This window comes from Streptomyces sp. BBFR25 (assembly GCF_044590125.1).
In the GTDB taxonomy this organism is placed as follows: domain Bacteria; phylum Actinomycetota; class Actinomycetes; order Streptomycetales; family Streptomycetaceae; genus Streptomyces; species Streptomyces canus_D.
Window position 1 is genome coordinate 1,964,297 of record NZ_CP172447.1, and the last position, 13,922, is coordinate 1,978,218.

The window sequence follows — 13,922 nt, forward strand, 5'->3', positions numbered from 1 at the left end:
TGGTAATGTTTACGTCGTCGCCGCGGGGAGAAACCCGCGCGACAGACACCTTGTCCGGGTGGCGGAATGGCAGACGCGCTAGCTTGAGGTGCTAGTGCCCTTTATCGGGCGTGGGGGTTCAAGTCCCCCCTCGGACACCAGCTGAAACCCCTGCTGAGCAGGGGTTTTCTGCTTTTCGCCTCCTGCTTTCCCCTCCTGCCCCTCCTCTACAGTGGGCGCCATGACCACCCCTTCCTGCCCCTGCGGGCGGTCCGAGCCGTACGAGCGGTGCTGCGGCCGTTTCCACGCCGGGGCCGCCGCCGCCCCGACCGCCGAGGCCCTGATGCGCTCGCGCTACAGCGCCTTCGTGCGCCTGGACGCGGGCTACCTCCGGCGCACCTGGCACCCCCGCACCCGGCCCGCGCGTCTCGACCTGGACCCGGGGATGCGGTGGACCGGCCTGGAGATCCTGGACACGGCCGACGGTTCCCCCTTCCACGCCACCGGGACCGTGACGTTCCGGGCGTCCTACCGCGGTGGCTCGCTGCACGAGCGGAGCCGCTTCGAGCGCGTGGACGGGGCGTGGGTGTACGTGGACGGGGAGTTCATCGACTGACACCTCCCCCGGTGCCCTACGGCGCCAGGATGTCCAGCTCCTGGAGCGCGCCCTCCGTGATCTCCCGGGTCAGCCGCTCCGCGCGCTCGGCGTCACGGGCGCGGACGGCCTCGGCGACCTGGACGTGCAGGGTGACGGCGGCCGGGTCGGGGTCCTCGAACATCACGTCGTGGTGGGTGCGCCCGGCCAGGACCTCGGCGACGACGCCGCCGAGGCGGGCGAACATCTCGTTGCCGGAGGCGGTGAGGATGACGCGGTGGAAGGCCACGTCGTGGAAGAGGTACTCCTCCAGCCGGTGGCCGCGTGAGTTGGCGACCATGCCGAGCGCGCACTCGGTCAGCTCGGCGCACTGCTCCGCCGTGGCGTGCCGGGCGGCCAGGCCCGCCGCGACCGGTTCGACGGCCGACCTGAGCATGGTCAGGGAGCGCAGCTGCCGGGGGCGTTCGGAGCCGGCCAGGCGCCAGCGGATGACCTGCGGATCGTAGACGTTCCACTCGCACTCGGGCAGGACGGTGACGCCGACGCGGCGGCGCGACTCGACGAGGTGCATGGACTCCAGCACCCGGACCGCCTCCCGCATCACGGAGCGCGAGACCTCGAAGCGCTGAGCCAGCTCGTCCGTGCGCAGCACACTGCCCGCGGGGTATTCGCCCGCTGTGATCGCGGGGCCGAGGGTGTCCAGTACGCGGCCGTGCAGCCCCCGGCCCGGTGTGCTCATGCACTCAGCGTACGGGGCGCGTCACCGGAATAAAAAGTCAGACTTATATGTCACACACTCTTGAAGTCGTCGTACCTAATGCGTTTCAGTTACGTCGACATCAGGTGTCGACGAAGACAGCAGACAGCGAGAGTGCGATGCAGCAACTGCACACCCCCCACGTGGTCGTGGTCATGGGCGTCGCGGGCACCGGGAAGACCACCATCGGTCCCCTGCTCGCGGCCCGGCTCGGCGTTCCCTACGCCGAGGGCGACGACTTCCACCCACCGGCCAACATCGCCAAGATGACGGCCGGCACCCCGCTCACCGACGAGGACCGCTGGCCCTGGCTGGACGCCATCGGCGGCTGGGCGCACGGGCGTGCCGGGCTCGGTGGGGTGGTGAGCAGTTCGGCGCTGAAGCGGTCGTACCGCGACCGGCTGCGGGCCGCCGCTCCCGGTGTCGTCTTCGTGCACCTCACGGGCAGCCGCGAGCTGATCGAGGACCGGATGTCGCACCGGCAGGGCCACTTCATGCCGACGGCCCTGCTCGACTCCCAGTTCGCCACGCTCCAGCCGCTGGAGCCGGACGAGGCGGGAGTCGCGGTGGACGTCGCCGGCACCCCCGAGGAGATCACCGAACGGGCGGTCGACGCCCTGCGGGATCTTCCCGAGCCGGTCCAGTAACCCCCCGCACCCCCTCCCCCGGGGTCGTGCCGCGTCCGCGCGCACGGCCCCGCTCTCCCCCCAATCCCCATCACCGCAAGGGAACCACCGTGACCAGACTCAGCGTCGAGATGCTGGCAGCGGACCCCGTCGAGCCGATCACCTCGGCGGGCCACGCCCAGCTGGGCATCGCCGTGCTCCTGGGCATCGCCGTCATCGTCCTGCTCATCACCAAGTTCAAGCTGCACGCCTTCCTGGCGCTGACCATCGGGTCACTGGCGCTGGGCGCGTTCGCCGGTGCGCCGCTGGACAAGGTCATCACCAGTTTCACCGCCGGGCTCGGCTCCACCGTCGCGGGTGTCGGCGTGCTGATCGCCCTCGGCGCGATCCTCGGCAAGATGCTCGCCGACTCCGGCGGCGCCGACCAGATCGTGGACACCATCCTCGCCAAGGCGAGCCCGCGTTCGATGCCGTGGACGATGGTGCTGATCGCCTCGGTCATCGGACTGCCGCTGTTCTTCGAGGTCGGCATCGTCCTGCTGATCCCGGTCGTCCTCATGGTCGCCAAGCGCGGCAACTACTCGCTGATGCGGATCGGCATCCCGGCGCTGGCCGGTCTGTCCGTGATGCACGGTCTGGTCCCGCCGCACCCCGGCCCGCTGGTCGCCATCGACGCGGTGGACGCCAACCTCGGTGTGACCCTGGCGCTGGGCGTGCTGATCGCGATCCCGACGGTGATCATCGCCGGTCCGGTGTTCTCGAAGTACGCGGCCCGCTGGGTGGACGTCCAGGCTCCCGACCGCATGATCCCGCAGCGTGCCTCGGAGCAGCTGGACAAGCGCCCCGGTTTCGGCGCCACCCTGTCCACGATCCTGCTGCCGGTCGTGCTGATGCTGCTGAAGGCGCTCGTCGACATCATCGTCGACGACCCGGAGAACGTGGTGCAGCGCACCTTCGACGTCATCGGCAACCCGCTGATCGCCCTGCTGGTCTCGGTGCTCGTCGGTATCTTCACGCTGCTGCGGCCCGCCGGGTTCGGCAAGGACCGTCTCTCCGGCCTGGTCGAGAAGGGGCTGGCGCCCATCGCCGGCATCCTCCTGATCGTCGGCGCGGGCGGCGGCTTCAAGCAGACGCTGATCGACTCCGGCGTGGGCCAGATGGTCCTGGACATCTCCAAGGACTGGTCGATCCCGGCGCTGCTGCTCGCCTGGCTGATCGCGGTGGTGATCCGGCTGGCGACCGGTTCGGCGACGGTGGCGACCGTCTCGGCGGCCGGTCTGGTCGCGCCGCTGGCGGCCGACATGTCGACCACGCACGCCGCTCTGCTGGTCCTGGCCATCGGCGCCGGCTCGCTGTTCTTCAGCCACGTCAACGACGCCGGCTTCTGGCTGGTGAAGGAGTACTTCGGACTGAACGTCGGCCAGACCATCAAGACCTGGTCCGTGATGGAGACGATCATCTCGGTGGTCGCCGGTGCCCTGGTGCTGCTGTTGTCCCTGGTCATATAGCCGCAGCACGCACCGGCCGGGAGGCCGGAAGGAACGGGAGTACGACGATGACGGCCCATCCCCTCTTCGACATCGGCGGGCGCACCGCCCTGGTGACCGGCTCCAGCCGGGGCATCGGGCTGGCGCTGGCCCGGGGCCTCGCGGAGGCCGGCTGCCGGGTGGTCCTGAACGGACGCGACGGCGAGCGCCTGGCCGAGGCCGCCGCCGGACTGCCCGGCGAGGTCCACACGGCGGTGTTCGACGTGACCGACGGCCCGGCCGTGGCCGCCGGGATCGCGGAGGTCGAGGAGCGGGTGGGCCCGCTCGACATCCTGGTGAACAACGCCGGGATGCAGCTGCGGGCGCCCCTGCTGCGGTTCGCGGACGCCGACTGGCACCGCATTCTGGACACCAACCTGACCAGTGCCTTCCTGGTGGGCCGGGAGGCCGCGCGCCGGATGACGGAACGCGGCCACGGCAAGATCGTGAACATCTGCTCGTTGCAGAGCGAGGTGGTCCGCCCGGGCATCGCGCCCTACGCGGCCACCAAGGGCGCGCTGAAGATGCTCACCAAGGGCATGTGCGCCGACTGGGGCCCGCACGGCGTTCAGGTCAACGGCCTGGGCCCCGGCTACATCGAGACCGAGCTGACCCGGCCGCTCGTCGAGGACGAGGAGTTCAGCGCCTGGGTGCGCGGACGCACTCCGGCGGGCCGCTGGGGCCGTACGGAAGACCTGGTGGGCGGGCTGCTGTTCCTCGCCTCGCCCGCCGCGGACTTCGTCGGCGGACAGATCCTGTACGTCGACGGCGGAATGACGAGCGTCCTGTGAGCGCCGGGGAGGGTGCCGGAGCGGCACTCGTGCCGGGCTGCGTGATCCACGGGGCGGGCGACCTGCGGGTCGAGGACGTGCCCGTACCCCGCCCGGGACCGGGTGAGGCGCTGGTCGCCGTGGGCTACGGCGGCGTCTGCGGATCGGACCTGCACTACTGGCGGCACGGCGGCGTCGGCGACTTCCGCCTGCGGGAGCCGATGCTGCTCGGGCACGAGGTGGTCGGCACGGTCGTGGCGTACGGCTCCCCGGACACGCGCGGTCCGGCGGCCGGTACGTCCGTCGCCGTGCACCCGGCGACCCCGTGCGGGGTGTGCCCGGAGTGCCGGGACGGGCGGCGCAATGTCTGCCGGGACACCCGGTACCTGGGCAGCGCGGCCCGCTTCCCGCACGTCCAGGGCGGCTTCGCGGCGCGGATCGTCGTCCCCGCCGGACAACTGCGCGCCCTCCCGGCCGGGCTCGGTGCGCGCCGCGCCGCCCTCGCCGAGCCGCTGTCCGTCGCGCTGCACGCCGTACGCCGGGCCGGGGACCTGTCCGGCCGTCAGGTGCTGGTGACCGGGGCCGGGCCGATCGGCTGCCTGGTGGTCGCGGCGGCGAAGGCGGCGGGCGCGGCACACGTGACGGTGACGGACCTGCTGCCCGCGGCGCTGGAGTACGCGCGGGCCGCCGGTGCCGACACCCTCGTACGGGCGGACGACCCGGAGGACCCGGGCTGGCCGGTGGAGGTGGACGCGGCGATCGAGGCCTCCGGGGTGGCCGCGGGGCTCGACACCTGTCTGCGGCTGGTGCGGCGCGGCGGCGTGGTCGTCCAGCTCGGCATGCTGCCTCCGGGGCAGAGCCCCTTCGCCGGGAACCTGCTGGTGAGCCGGGAGATCGAGCTGCGCGGGGCGTTCCGCTTCGACGGCGAGTTCGACGACGCGCTGCGCCTGCTCGCGGCCGAGCCCGCGTTCGACGCGCTGGTCAGCGCGGTGGTCCCGGTGCGGGACGCGGAGTCGGCGTTCGCACTGGCCGCGGACCGGAGCCGGTCGTGCAAGGTGCTGCTGGACTTCGGCGCGGCCCCGGCCGCCTGAGACGCGTTCCAGGGGCCGCAGTCCGGCGCGTCCGGACTGCGGCCCCTGCCCCGTTCCCGGCCCGGCGTCAGGAGGAGGCGGCCTTGTCCAGCTGGAACGCCTCGTTGCCCTGGCCGATGCGGGCGTGCCGCTCGGGGGCGCGGGAGCGCAGGATCAGGCCCTGCACCACGCCGGCGACCGCGGCGAGGCCGATGATGCCGGGCAGTACCCAGCTCAGGGCGGAGTCGGGTCCCGCGCCGACGAGGACGTCGAAGTCCTTGACCGTGTAACCGGCGATCACCAGCAGGGCGAGGCCCGCGACGGTGGAGGTGACCAGGCGTACGCCCTGGGCCGCGGCGGCCCCGCGCCGGACGAAGAAGGCCACGACGGAGAACGAGGCGGCGGCCATCAGCACGATCACGCCGAGGGCCCCGATGTTGCCGCCCCAGGTGAACAGGTGCAGTACGGGCTGGGTCGGGTCGCCGTTCGGCTTGTCGTCGGCGATCGCGAAGCCGATGACGACGACCGCGGACACGGCGGTCTGGAGCAGCGAACCGGTGCCGGGCGCGCCGCTGGTGCCGCTGGTCCGTCCGAAGGCGGCGGGCAGCAGGCCCTCGCGGCCCATGGCGAACGCGTAGCGGGCGACGACGTTGTGGAAGCTGAGCAGGGCGGCGAACATGCCGGTGACGAACAGGACGTGGAGCACGTCGGTGAAGGTGTCGCCGAGCCGTGACTCGGTCAGAAAGAACAGCAGTCCCGCGCTCTGCTCCTGCGCGGTGCCGACGATTTTGTCGGGGCCGGTGGCCACGGTCAGCGCCCAGCTGCTGAGCGCGAAGAAGACGGCGACCCCTGCGACTGCCAGGAACATGACACGCGGGACCAGTACGTGCGGCCGGCTGGTCTCCTCGGCGTACACGGGCGCCTGCTCGAAGCCGAGGAAGGCGGCGATGCAGAAGCAGAGCGCGGTGCCGACCCCGGCGCCGGTCAGGGTGTCCGGGTTGAAGGCGTGCAGCGACAGGCCCTGGGCGCCGGGATCGGTGACGGCGGCGATGTCGAACACCACCACGAGCGCGACCTCGACGAGCAGCAGGACGCCCAGCACGCGCGCGTTCACGTCGATCTTCAGCCAGCCCAGCGCGCCGACCGCGAGGACCGCCAGCAGTGCGGGGATCCACCAGGCCACGTCGAGGTCGGCGTAGGTGGACAGCAGGCCGGAGACCTCGAAGCCGAGGATGCCGTAGATGCCGACCTGGAGGGCGTTGTAGGCGACCAGTGCGACCAGGGCGGCGCCCGCGCCCGCGGTGCCGCCGAGTCCGCGGGAGATGTAGGCGTAGAAGGCGCCCGCGTTGTGGACGTGCCGGCTCATCTCGGCGTACCCGACGCTGAACAGGATCAGCACCACGCCCAGCAGCACGAAGAGCAGCGGCTGTCCGACGATGCCCATGACCGCGAAGGTGGTGGGCATGACGCCCGCGACCACCATCAGCGGGGCGGTGGCGGCGAGCACGGACAGCAGCAGCCCGCCCGTGCCGAGCCGGTCGGCGCGCAGCGCGCGCTCCTCGCCCTTGAAGGTGCTGATGGGGCCACCGCTCGCGGATCTGCTCGTGCTCGAACTGCCCGTGGTCATCGCAGGACGTCCTTCTCTCGTGTCTCTTGTGCGTCGGGTCTTTCGGGCGGTCAGCCCGTGCCGAGCGCGCCGGCGCGGGCGGCCCGGAAGGCGGGGAACGGGTCGCGGTCCGGGTACGACCACGGGGCCGGGGTGGCGTGCTCGCCGATGCGGTGGAACAGGGCAGCGGCCTCGGCGCCGCGGCCCTCGCAGGACTTGGCGTGGGCGAGGAAGTTGAGGTCGATCAGCCGGCGCGGGTGGCCGTCCTGCTCCCACTCCAGCCACCAGTCGAAGGCCGCCTTCATCACCAGCCGGGCGCGCCGGCCGACCCAGTGTCCCGAGGCGGCCGGGTCGGGGGACTCGTGACCGGCGGCGGCCAGCACGCGGTAGCGCTCGGCGTGCGCGACGACCGGGAGGATGGCCAGCGGGGAGTCGGCGGGGGCCTGCTCGGCGGCCCAGTTGGCGAAGTCGTACACCTCGTGCAGCGGGTCGGGGCCGCCGCCGTCACCGCGCTCGGCCAGCCGGGCCACCATCAGGTGGTGGGCGTGGTGGTGGTCGGCGTACCGCCCGCGCACCTCGTCGAATACGCGGATGACGTCCTCGTCGGCGCCCAGGGAGCGCTCCAGCATGAGGAGCCCGAGCCAGGGCGTGGGATCGTCCGGCACCAGGACGGCGGCGTCCCGGCAGGTCTCGCGGACCCGGGCGGGCTTCTCCTTGCCCCGCAGGGCCCGGTGGACCAGGGCGAGGGCGAGCAGCACCGAGGCGTCGGCGGAGTCGGGTTCGGCCAGCAGCCACTCGCGGGCCCAGGGGGCGCAGTGGGGCTCCTTGGCGAGCACCGCCATCCGGTGTCCCCGGCGGTCCCAGTCGTCACCCGTGTGGACCAGCAGGGAGCGGACGGACTGCCAGCGCCCCTGGGCCAACGCGGAGCGTACGGCGATCAGTTCGGCGTCGTCGAGGGCCTCGTCGAAGGTCTGGGCCGCGCGTTTGCGGCCGCGGCCGAGGGGAGGCGGGGGTGGGGACACCGCGGGAAACTTCCTCACGCGACGCGGTAGGTCGTCGTAGCCGGGCTGCCATGACCGGATTGCCATGAACTGATCACGCACAGCAAACCGGCAGCCAACGCTTGACGTCAAGGGGAATCAGTCCGTTACACGCGTCAACGCGCGTGACTCCAGGGGAACTTGATGCCGTACGCCGCTCCGCCGCACCTCGAATGCGCCACTCGCCCGGCGCCCGGTACCCACCCGCACTAGAGTCGTCCCCGACGCCCCCGTGACCCGACCGACGATCGAGGTACGCAGCGTGTCGGTTCTCGTTCTGGTTCTCGCCGTGTGCGCCGCGTGCTGTCTGGGCTTCGGTTTCGTCCTCCAGCAGAACGCCGCCCAGCGCGCCCCGCTGGGCGACTTCCTCTCGCCCCGCCTCCTGCTCGACCTCGTGCGGGTGCCGCGCTGGCTGGCCGGCATGGGGCTGATGATGGCCGGTCTGGTGCTGGGCGCGCTCGCGCTGGGCGGTGGTGAACTCACCCTCGTGGAGCCGCTCCTGGCGACCAACCTCCTCTTCGCCCTCGCCCTCTCCCGCGTCCAGACCCGGCAGCCGCTGGGCCGCCAGGGCTGGGCCGGTCTCGCGCTGCTCGCGGGCGGGGTGAGCGCGTTCATCCTGGCGGGTGAGCCGCGCGGGGGCAGTGCGGTGACCGATCCGCTGCGCCACTGGCTGATCGTCGGCGTGATGCTGGGCCTGGCCCTCCTGCTCACGCTGTGCGCCGCCCGGGTGCGGCTGACCTGGGGCCCGACGCTGCTGGCGCTCGCCGCCGGTCTGCTGTACGGGGTGCAGGACGCGCTGACCCGGGTGAGCGGCCGGCGCTTCTCGGCGGGCGGCCTCGCGGAACTGCTGACGGGCTGGCAGCCGTACGTCGTGGTGGTGCTGGGCATCACGGGACTGGTCCTGGTCCAGAGCGCCTTCGAGACGGCGCCGCTGCGCAGGTCGCTGCCCGCGCTGACGGCGGCCCAGCCGCTCGCGGGCATCGTCTGCGGGGTCGGCTTCCTCGGCGACCGGCTGCACACCGACGCCGCGGCGCTCGCGTGGCAGGCGGGCGGCCTCACTGCGGTCGTGGCGGGCATCGTCCTGCTGGGCCTGCACCCGGCGATGCCGCAGGGGACGGGCTCGGGCGAGAGCGGTCGCGAACCGGCGCTGGAGCGGAGCTGAGGCCCGCGGCGGCGGCTGCTTGGATGGGCGGATGAGTTCTGCTGACGAGATCCTCGACGTCGTCGACGAGAACGACCGTGTCGTCGGGCGGGCCCGGCGGGGCGACGCGTACGCCCGGGGGTTGCGGCACCGGTGCGTGTTCGTGTGGGCCCGCGACCCCGAGGGGCGGGTCTTCGTCCACCGCCGTACGGCGACGAAGCTGGTGTTCCCCGCGCTGTACGACATGTTCGTCGGCGGGGTGGTGGGCGCGGGCGAGTCCTACGACGACGCGGCGCTGCGGGAGGCGGAGGAGGAACTGGGGGTGAGCGGGCTGCCGCGGCCGGAGTTCCTGTTCAAGTTCCTCTACGACGACGGGGCCGGGCGGAGCTGGTGGTCGGCGGTGTACGAGGTGCGGGTGGCGGGGGCGGTGTCTCCTCAGGTGGAGGAGGTGGCGTGGTACGGGTTTCTGCCGGAGGAGGAGCTGGAGGGGCGGGTCGGGGAGTGGGAGTTCGTGCCGGACGGTTTGTCGGCGTATGCGCGGCTGCGGGATTGGCGGGGGTCAGGTGGACCGGCGTCGGTGCGGTGACCCGGCGTGGGTGCGGGCGGGGGGGACGCGGGCCGGCGCTGGCCGGGTGCCTCCCCCACTCTCGGCTTCGCTCGAGCGGGAGGTGCCCCCACCGCCCACCCGTGCCGTCTGGGGGTACCTCCCAGGCCGTTCAGGCACTGGGGGAGGCACGACTGCCCGCAGCTGGGGCGACTGGCGACTGCCCGCAGCGGGGGCGAGGCGGCGGGAGAGCCGCGTACGGCGAGCAGGGGACGTGTCGGGGGGTGTCCGCCCGCAGCGGTTGGCGCGTCAACGCCCCGAGCCTCTTCAAGTGACCGATTCCGCGCCGTTCCGAGGACGGACACCCCCCGGCGCGGCCCCGACCCACAGACAACGCACCGCGCAACGCGCACCCCCACCCACCCCGCACAGGCGCCGCAGGCATCCGCGACGGGCCCCGGATAGGGTCCCCAGGTGATCGATTTCGTGCGGAGTGTTCGGTTGTGGTTCGTGCCCGCGGAGGTGCGGCGGGAGGGGGTCACCCCCGACTACCGGTTCTCGCTGGCCAACGAGCGGACGTTCCTCGCCTGGCTGCGTACCGCTCTCGCGCTGATCGGCGGTGGGTTCGCCGTGGACCAGTTCCTGCCCGACCTGCGCTGGGGCTGGCGGGTCGGGCTCGCGCTCGCGCTGCTCGCCGCCGGTGTGCTGTGCTCACTGCGGGCGGTGAACCACTGGGCTCGCTGCGAACGCGCCATGCGCCGGGGCGAGGACCTGCCCGTCTCCCGCTTCCCGGCGCTGCTCAGCCTGGTCGTCGCCGTGGTCGCCCTGGTCATGGTCGTCGTGGTCCTCGCCGGCTGGGAGGGCTGAGCGTGAGCGGCGCCGACGCGGCACCCGCGGACCGCGATCCCGGGCTCCAGCCCGAGCGCACCCGGCTCGCCTGGCGCCGCACCACCCTGTCCAGCACGGTCGTGGCCGTCCTCGCCGCGCGGACCGCGCTGCACGGCGGCGCGACGCCCGTCCCGGTGCTCGCCGCCGCCCTGTGCTGCGTCCTCTGGCTGGCCTTCCTCCGGATCGCCCACCGCCGTATCGGAACCCTCGCCGCGGCGAACCGGCCCCGCGCCCTCACCGCGGCGCACGCGGCCGCCGCGGGGCTGTGCACGCTGGCCTTCGCCGTCTGCGGGGCGTTGCTCGTCCTCTGAGGCCGGGAAAGCCTCCGGGACCGGCCGTAACGCCGATCACGTTCCGCCCGCCCACTGGACGGCATACCGACCGGTCGGCATCATGTGTCGGGTACTGTTCACCCGTCCCAGGGAGAGACGATGAGCCCCGACCACCCGCCCGGACTCGATCTCGACCGGTTGCGCGTCCTGCTCGACCGCGAGCGGCCCGGCCTGGTGACCGGCCCGCTGTCCGGCCGGCTGATCGAGGGCGGACGGTCGAACCTCACCTACGCCGTCTCGGACGGCACCGACCGCTGGGTCGTACGACGCCCGCCGCTCGGCCACGTCCTGGCCACCGCGCACGACATGAGACGCGAGCACCGCGTCATCGACGCGCTGTACCCGACCGACGTGCCCGTGCCGCGCCCGGTGCTCCTGTGCGAGGACGAGGAGGTGCTGGGGGCGCCCTTCTACGTGATGGAGTTCGTGGACGGCACCCCGTTCCGCACCGCCGAGCAGCTCGCCCCCCTCGGGCCCGAGCGCACCCGCGCCGCCGTGCTGAACCTGGTCGACACCCTGGTCGGGCTGCACGCCGTGGACCCCGCCGAGGTGGGCCTCGCGGACTTCGGCCGCCCGGACGGCTTCCTGGACCGCCAGCTGCGCCGCTGGGCCAAGCAGCTCGACGCCTCGCGCAACCGCGATTTGGCCGGCATCGACGAGCTGCACGCCACCCTCGGCCGGGAGCTGCCCCGCTCCCCCGCCCCGACGGTCGTGCACGGCGACTACCGCCTCGACAACGTCCTGATCGGCGGCGAGGGCGACGAGATCCGGGCGATCCTCGACTGGGAGATGTCCACGCTCGGCGACCCGCTGACCGACCTGGGCCTGCTGGTGATGTACAGCAGCCCGCTGGGCATGCCCGACTCCCCCGTCTCCACCACCGCCCAGGCCCCCGGCCACCCCGCCCCCGCCGAGCTGATCGAGCGGTACGCCGCCCGCTCGGGACGCGACGTCTCCACGGTCGCCTGGTACACGGCGTTCGCCTGGTTCAAGCTCGCCGTGATCCTGGAGGGCATCCACTACCGCTACACGCTGGGCCAGACGGTCGGCCGCGGTTTCGACCGCATCGGCGACCTCGTCCCCGTCTTCATCGAGCACGGCCTGACCACCCTCCAGAAGGGCTGACCCGCCATGGACTTCGCGTTCGACGCACGCACCGAGGAACTCCGCGCCAAACTGCTCGCCTTCATGGACGAGTACGTCTACCCGGCCGAGCAGGTCGCCCACGAGCAGCGCGCCCGGCTGGCCTCGCCGTGGGACACCCCGCAGGTCGTGGAGGACCTCAAGGCCGAGGCCCGCCGCCAGGGCCTGTGGAACCTGTTCCTGCCCGACGCCGCGCACGGCGCCGGTCTCACCAACCTCCAGTACGCCCCGCTCGCCGAGATCACCGGCCGCAGCCCGCAGCTGGCGCCGACCGCGACGAACTGTGCGGCGCCGGACACCGGGAACATGGAGGTGCTGGCCCAGTTCGCCGACGAGGCGCAGCAGAAGCAGTGGCTGGAGCCGCTGCTCGCCGGGGAGATCCGCTCGGCGTTCGCGATGACCGAGCCGGACGTGGCCTCCTCGGACGCCACGAACATCACCACGCACATCGAGCGCGACGGCGACGAGTACGTCATCACGGGCCGCAAGTGGTACATCTCCGGGGCGATGAACCCGGACTGCCGGATCTTCATCGTGATGGGCAAGACCGACCCGGACGGCGAGGACATCCGCCGCCAGCAGTCGATGGTGCTGGTGCCGCGCGACACGCCCGGGGTGACGGTCGATCGCGCCATGCAGGTCTTCGGCTACGAGGACCACTACCACGGCGGCCACGCCGAGGTGACGTTCGACCACGCGCGCGTGCCGGTGTCGAACCTGGTCGGCGAGGAGGGCGGCGGCTTCGCCATCGCCCAGGCCCGGCTCGGTCCCGGCCGGATCCACCACTGCATGCGGCTGATCGGCATGGCCGAGCGCGCCATCGAGCTGATGTGCCGCCGCGCGGTGTCCCGCAACGCCTTCGGCAAGGCGCTGGCCCAGCAGGGTGTGGTCCACAACTGGATCGCGGACGCCCGGGTCACCGTGGAGCAGCTGCGGCTGCTGGTGCTGAAGACCGCCTGGCTGATGGACACCGTCGGCAACCGGGGCGCGCACACCGAGATCCAGGCCATCAAGATCGCCACGCCGCGCGCGGTGGTCGACATCATCGACCGGGCGATCCAGCTGCACGGCGCGGGCGGCGTGAGCCAGGACTTCCCGCTGGCCGAGCTGTACGCGGGCGCGCGGACGCTGATGATCGCCGACGGCCCCGACGAGGTCCACCAGCGCTCGCTGGCCCGCCGGGAGATCAAGAGGTACCTCTAGATCACAGCAGTTCCTCCGAACGAAGGCGCGCCCCCAGGAACCCCCGGGGGCGCGCCTCACGGTCGCGTCGCGGTCGTGTCAAGGCCGCAGGGCCCGCAGCAGCAGGTCGGCCAGGTGGTCGGCGACCTCCTGCGGGCTGAGCGGCCCGTTCGGCCGGTACCAGGTGGACAGGTGGTGGATGGACCCGAAGTGGTAGTCCACCACCAGGTCGGCGGGGGTCTCCTTGGTGAAGACGCCGGTCCGCTGGCCTTCCTCGATGAGTGCGCGGAAGCGCTCGTGGTAGCGCCGGCGCTCGGCGCGCACCTGTTTGTTCTTCTCCGGGCTGAGCTGGTGCATGGAGCGGAAGAAGATCGACGCGTCGTCGAGGTTGTCGATGGTCGTGACGACGACGTCGGCCGCCGCGTCCCGCACCCGCTGCTCGACCGGCGCGTCGGCGTCGGCGAAGGCGTCCAGGCGTTCCTGCTGGAGGCGCAGCACGCGCGCGTACACCTCGTGCAGCAGGTCGTCCTTGGAGCCGAAGTAGTGGTAGAGCGCGCCCTTGGTGACGCCTGCCGCCTCGACGATCTCCTGTACCGAGGTGCGGTCGTAGCCCTGCTCGGCGAAGAGCCGGGTGGCGGCGGCCAGGAGCCGCTGCGGCACCGGAGTGCCGTCCCCGTCCGTGGTCCTGGGCACTGCCGTCACCTGCCTTTCCGTTTCACTGTC

General features: G+C 72.5%; 15 protein-coding genes and 1 tRNA gene. 12 read left to right on the forward strand and 4 right to left on the reverse strand.

Annotated elements, in window-relative coordinates; translation table 11 throughout:
• Window positions 1-52 precede the first annotated feature (52 nt).
• Window positions 53-140 (forward strand) — tRNA-Leu (locus ACGH52_RS08860).
• A gap of 80 nt (window positions 141-220) precedes the next feature.
• The gene (locus ACGH52_RS08865; RefSeq protein ID WP_399938486.1) at window positions 221-595 is read left to right on the forward strand and encodes a YchJ family protein; all 375 of its coding nucleotides are present in this window, start codon (window positions 221-223) and stop codon (window positions 593-595) included.
• A 16-nt stretch (window positions 596-611) separates the two neighbouring features.
• On the opposite strand, the gene ACGH52_RS08870 is transcribed toward ACGH52_RS08865, so the two are convergent.
• On the reverse strand, window positions 612-1,313 hold the full coding sequence (locus ACGH52_RS08870; protein ID WP_059299690.1) for a FadR/GntR family transcriptional regulator: 702 nt from the start codon (window positions 1,311-1,313) through the stop codon (window positions 612-614).
• 137 nt (window positions 1,314-1,450) lie between these two features.
• On the opposite strand from ACGH52_RS08870, the gene ACGH52_RS08875 reads away from it, so the two are divergent.
• The 4 genes from ACGH52_RS08875 (at window position 1,451) to ACGH52_RS08890 (ending at window position 5,344) form a co-directional block, all read left to right on the forward strand.
• The gene (locus ACGH52_RS08875) at window positions 1,451-1,978 is read left to right on the forward strand and encodes a gluconokinase (protein ID WP_076973604.1); all 528 of its coding nucleotides are present in this window, start codon (window positions 1,451-1,453) and stop codon (window positions 1,976-1,978) included.
• Window positions 1,979-2,067: 89 nt separating this feature from the next.
• Complete coding sequence (locus tag ACGH52_RS08880) at window positions 2,068-3,465, forward strand: GntP family permease (RefSeq protein ID WP_059299691.1); 1,398 nt, start codon at window positions 2,068-2,070, stop codon at window positions 3,463-3,465.
• Between the two features lie 47 nt (window positions 3,466-3,512).
• Entirely contained in the window at window positions 3,513-4,274 is a 762-nt protein-coding gene (locus ACGH52_RS08885; protein ID WP_121701300.1) for an SDR family oxidoreductase, read from the forward strand.
• A 29-nt stretch (window positions 4,275-4,303) separates the two neighbouring features.
• Window positions 4,304-5,344 (forward strand): L-idonate 5-dehydrogenase, encoded by a 1,041-nt coding sequence (locus tag ACGH52_RS08890; RefSeq protein WP_399946686.1) that lies wholly within the window; start codon window positions 4,304-4,306, stop codon window positions 5,342-5,344.
• A gap of 67 nt (window positions 5,345-5,411) precedes the next feature.
• On the opposite strand, the gene ACGH52_RS08895 is transcribed toward ACGH52_RS08890, so the two are convergent.
• Entirely contained in the window at window positions 5,412-6,950 is a 1,539-nt protein-coding gene (locus ACGH52_RS08895) for an APC family permease (protein ID WP_059299694.1), read from the reverse strand.
• A gap of 50 nt (window positions 6,951-7,000) precedes the next feature.
• A complete protein-coding gene (locus ACGH52_RS08900) occupies window positions 7,001-7,951 on the reverse strand; it encodes a hypothetical protein (protein ID WP_210976752.1) in 951 nt (316 codons plus the stop codon).
• Between the two features lie 280 nt (window positions 7,952-8,231).
• Between ACGH52_RS08900 and ACGH52_RS08905 the strand changes: the two genes are divergently transcribed.
• The 6 genes from ACGH52_RS08905 (at window position 8,232) to ACGH52_RS08930 (ending at window position 13,220) form a co-directional block, all read left to right on the forward strand.
• Complete coding sequence (locus tag ACGH52_RS08905) at window positions 8,232-9,131, forward strand: DMT family transporter (RefSeq protein ID WP_399938489.1); 900 nt, start codon at window positions 8,232-8,234, stop codon at window positions 9,129-9,131.
• A gap of 31 nt (window positions 9,132-9,162) precedes the next feature.
• On the forward strand, window positions 9,163-9,696 hold the full coding sequence (locus ACGH52_RS08910) for an NUDIX hydrolase (RefSeq protein WP_399938491.1): 534 nt from the start codon (window positions 9,163-9,165) through the stop codon (window positions 9,694-9,696).
• Between the two features lie 432 nt (window positions 9,697-10,128).
• Complete coding sequence (locus ACGH52_RS08915) at window positions 10,129-10,521, forward strand: YidH family protein (protein ID WP_059299697.1); 393 nt, start codon at window positions 10,129-10,131, stop codon at window positions 10,519-10,521.
• 2 nt (window positions 10,522-10,523) lie between these two features.
• Window positions 10,524-10,853, forward strand: a complete 330-nt coding sequence (locus tag ACGH52_RS08920; protein WP_121700485.1) for a DUF202 domain-containing protein — start codon at window positions 10,524-10,526, stop codon at window positions 10,851-10,853.
• Window positions 10,854-10,973: 120 nt separating this feature from the next.
• The gene (locus ACGH52_RS08925) at window positions 10,974-11,999 is read left to right on the forward strand and encodes a phosphotransferase family protein (RefSeq protein ID WP_399938493.1); all 1,026 of its coding nucleotides are present in this window, start codon (window positions 10,974-10,976) and stop codon (window positions 11,997-11,999) included.
• Between the two features lie 6 nt (window positions 12,000-12,005).
• The gene (locus tag ACGH52_RS08930; RefSeq protein ID WP_399938495.1) at window positions 12,006-13,220 is read left to right on the forward strand and encodes an acyl-CoA dehydrogenase family protein; all 1,215 of its coding nucleotides are present in this window, start codon (window positions 12,006-12,008) and stop codon (window positions 13,218-13,220) included.
• A gap of 78 nt (window positions 13,221-13,298) precedes the next feature.
• Here the strand turns inward: ACGH52_RS08930 and ACGH52_RS08935 are convergent, their stop codons facing one another.
• Entirely contained in the window at window positions 13,299-13,892 is a 594-nt protein-coding gene (locus ACGH52_RS08935; protein ID WP_059299701.1) for a TetR/AcrR family transcriptional regulator, read from the reverse strand.
• Window positions 13,893-13,922: the final 30 nt, after the last annotated feature.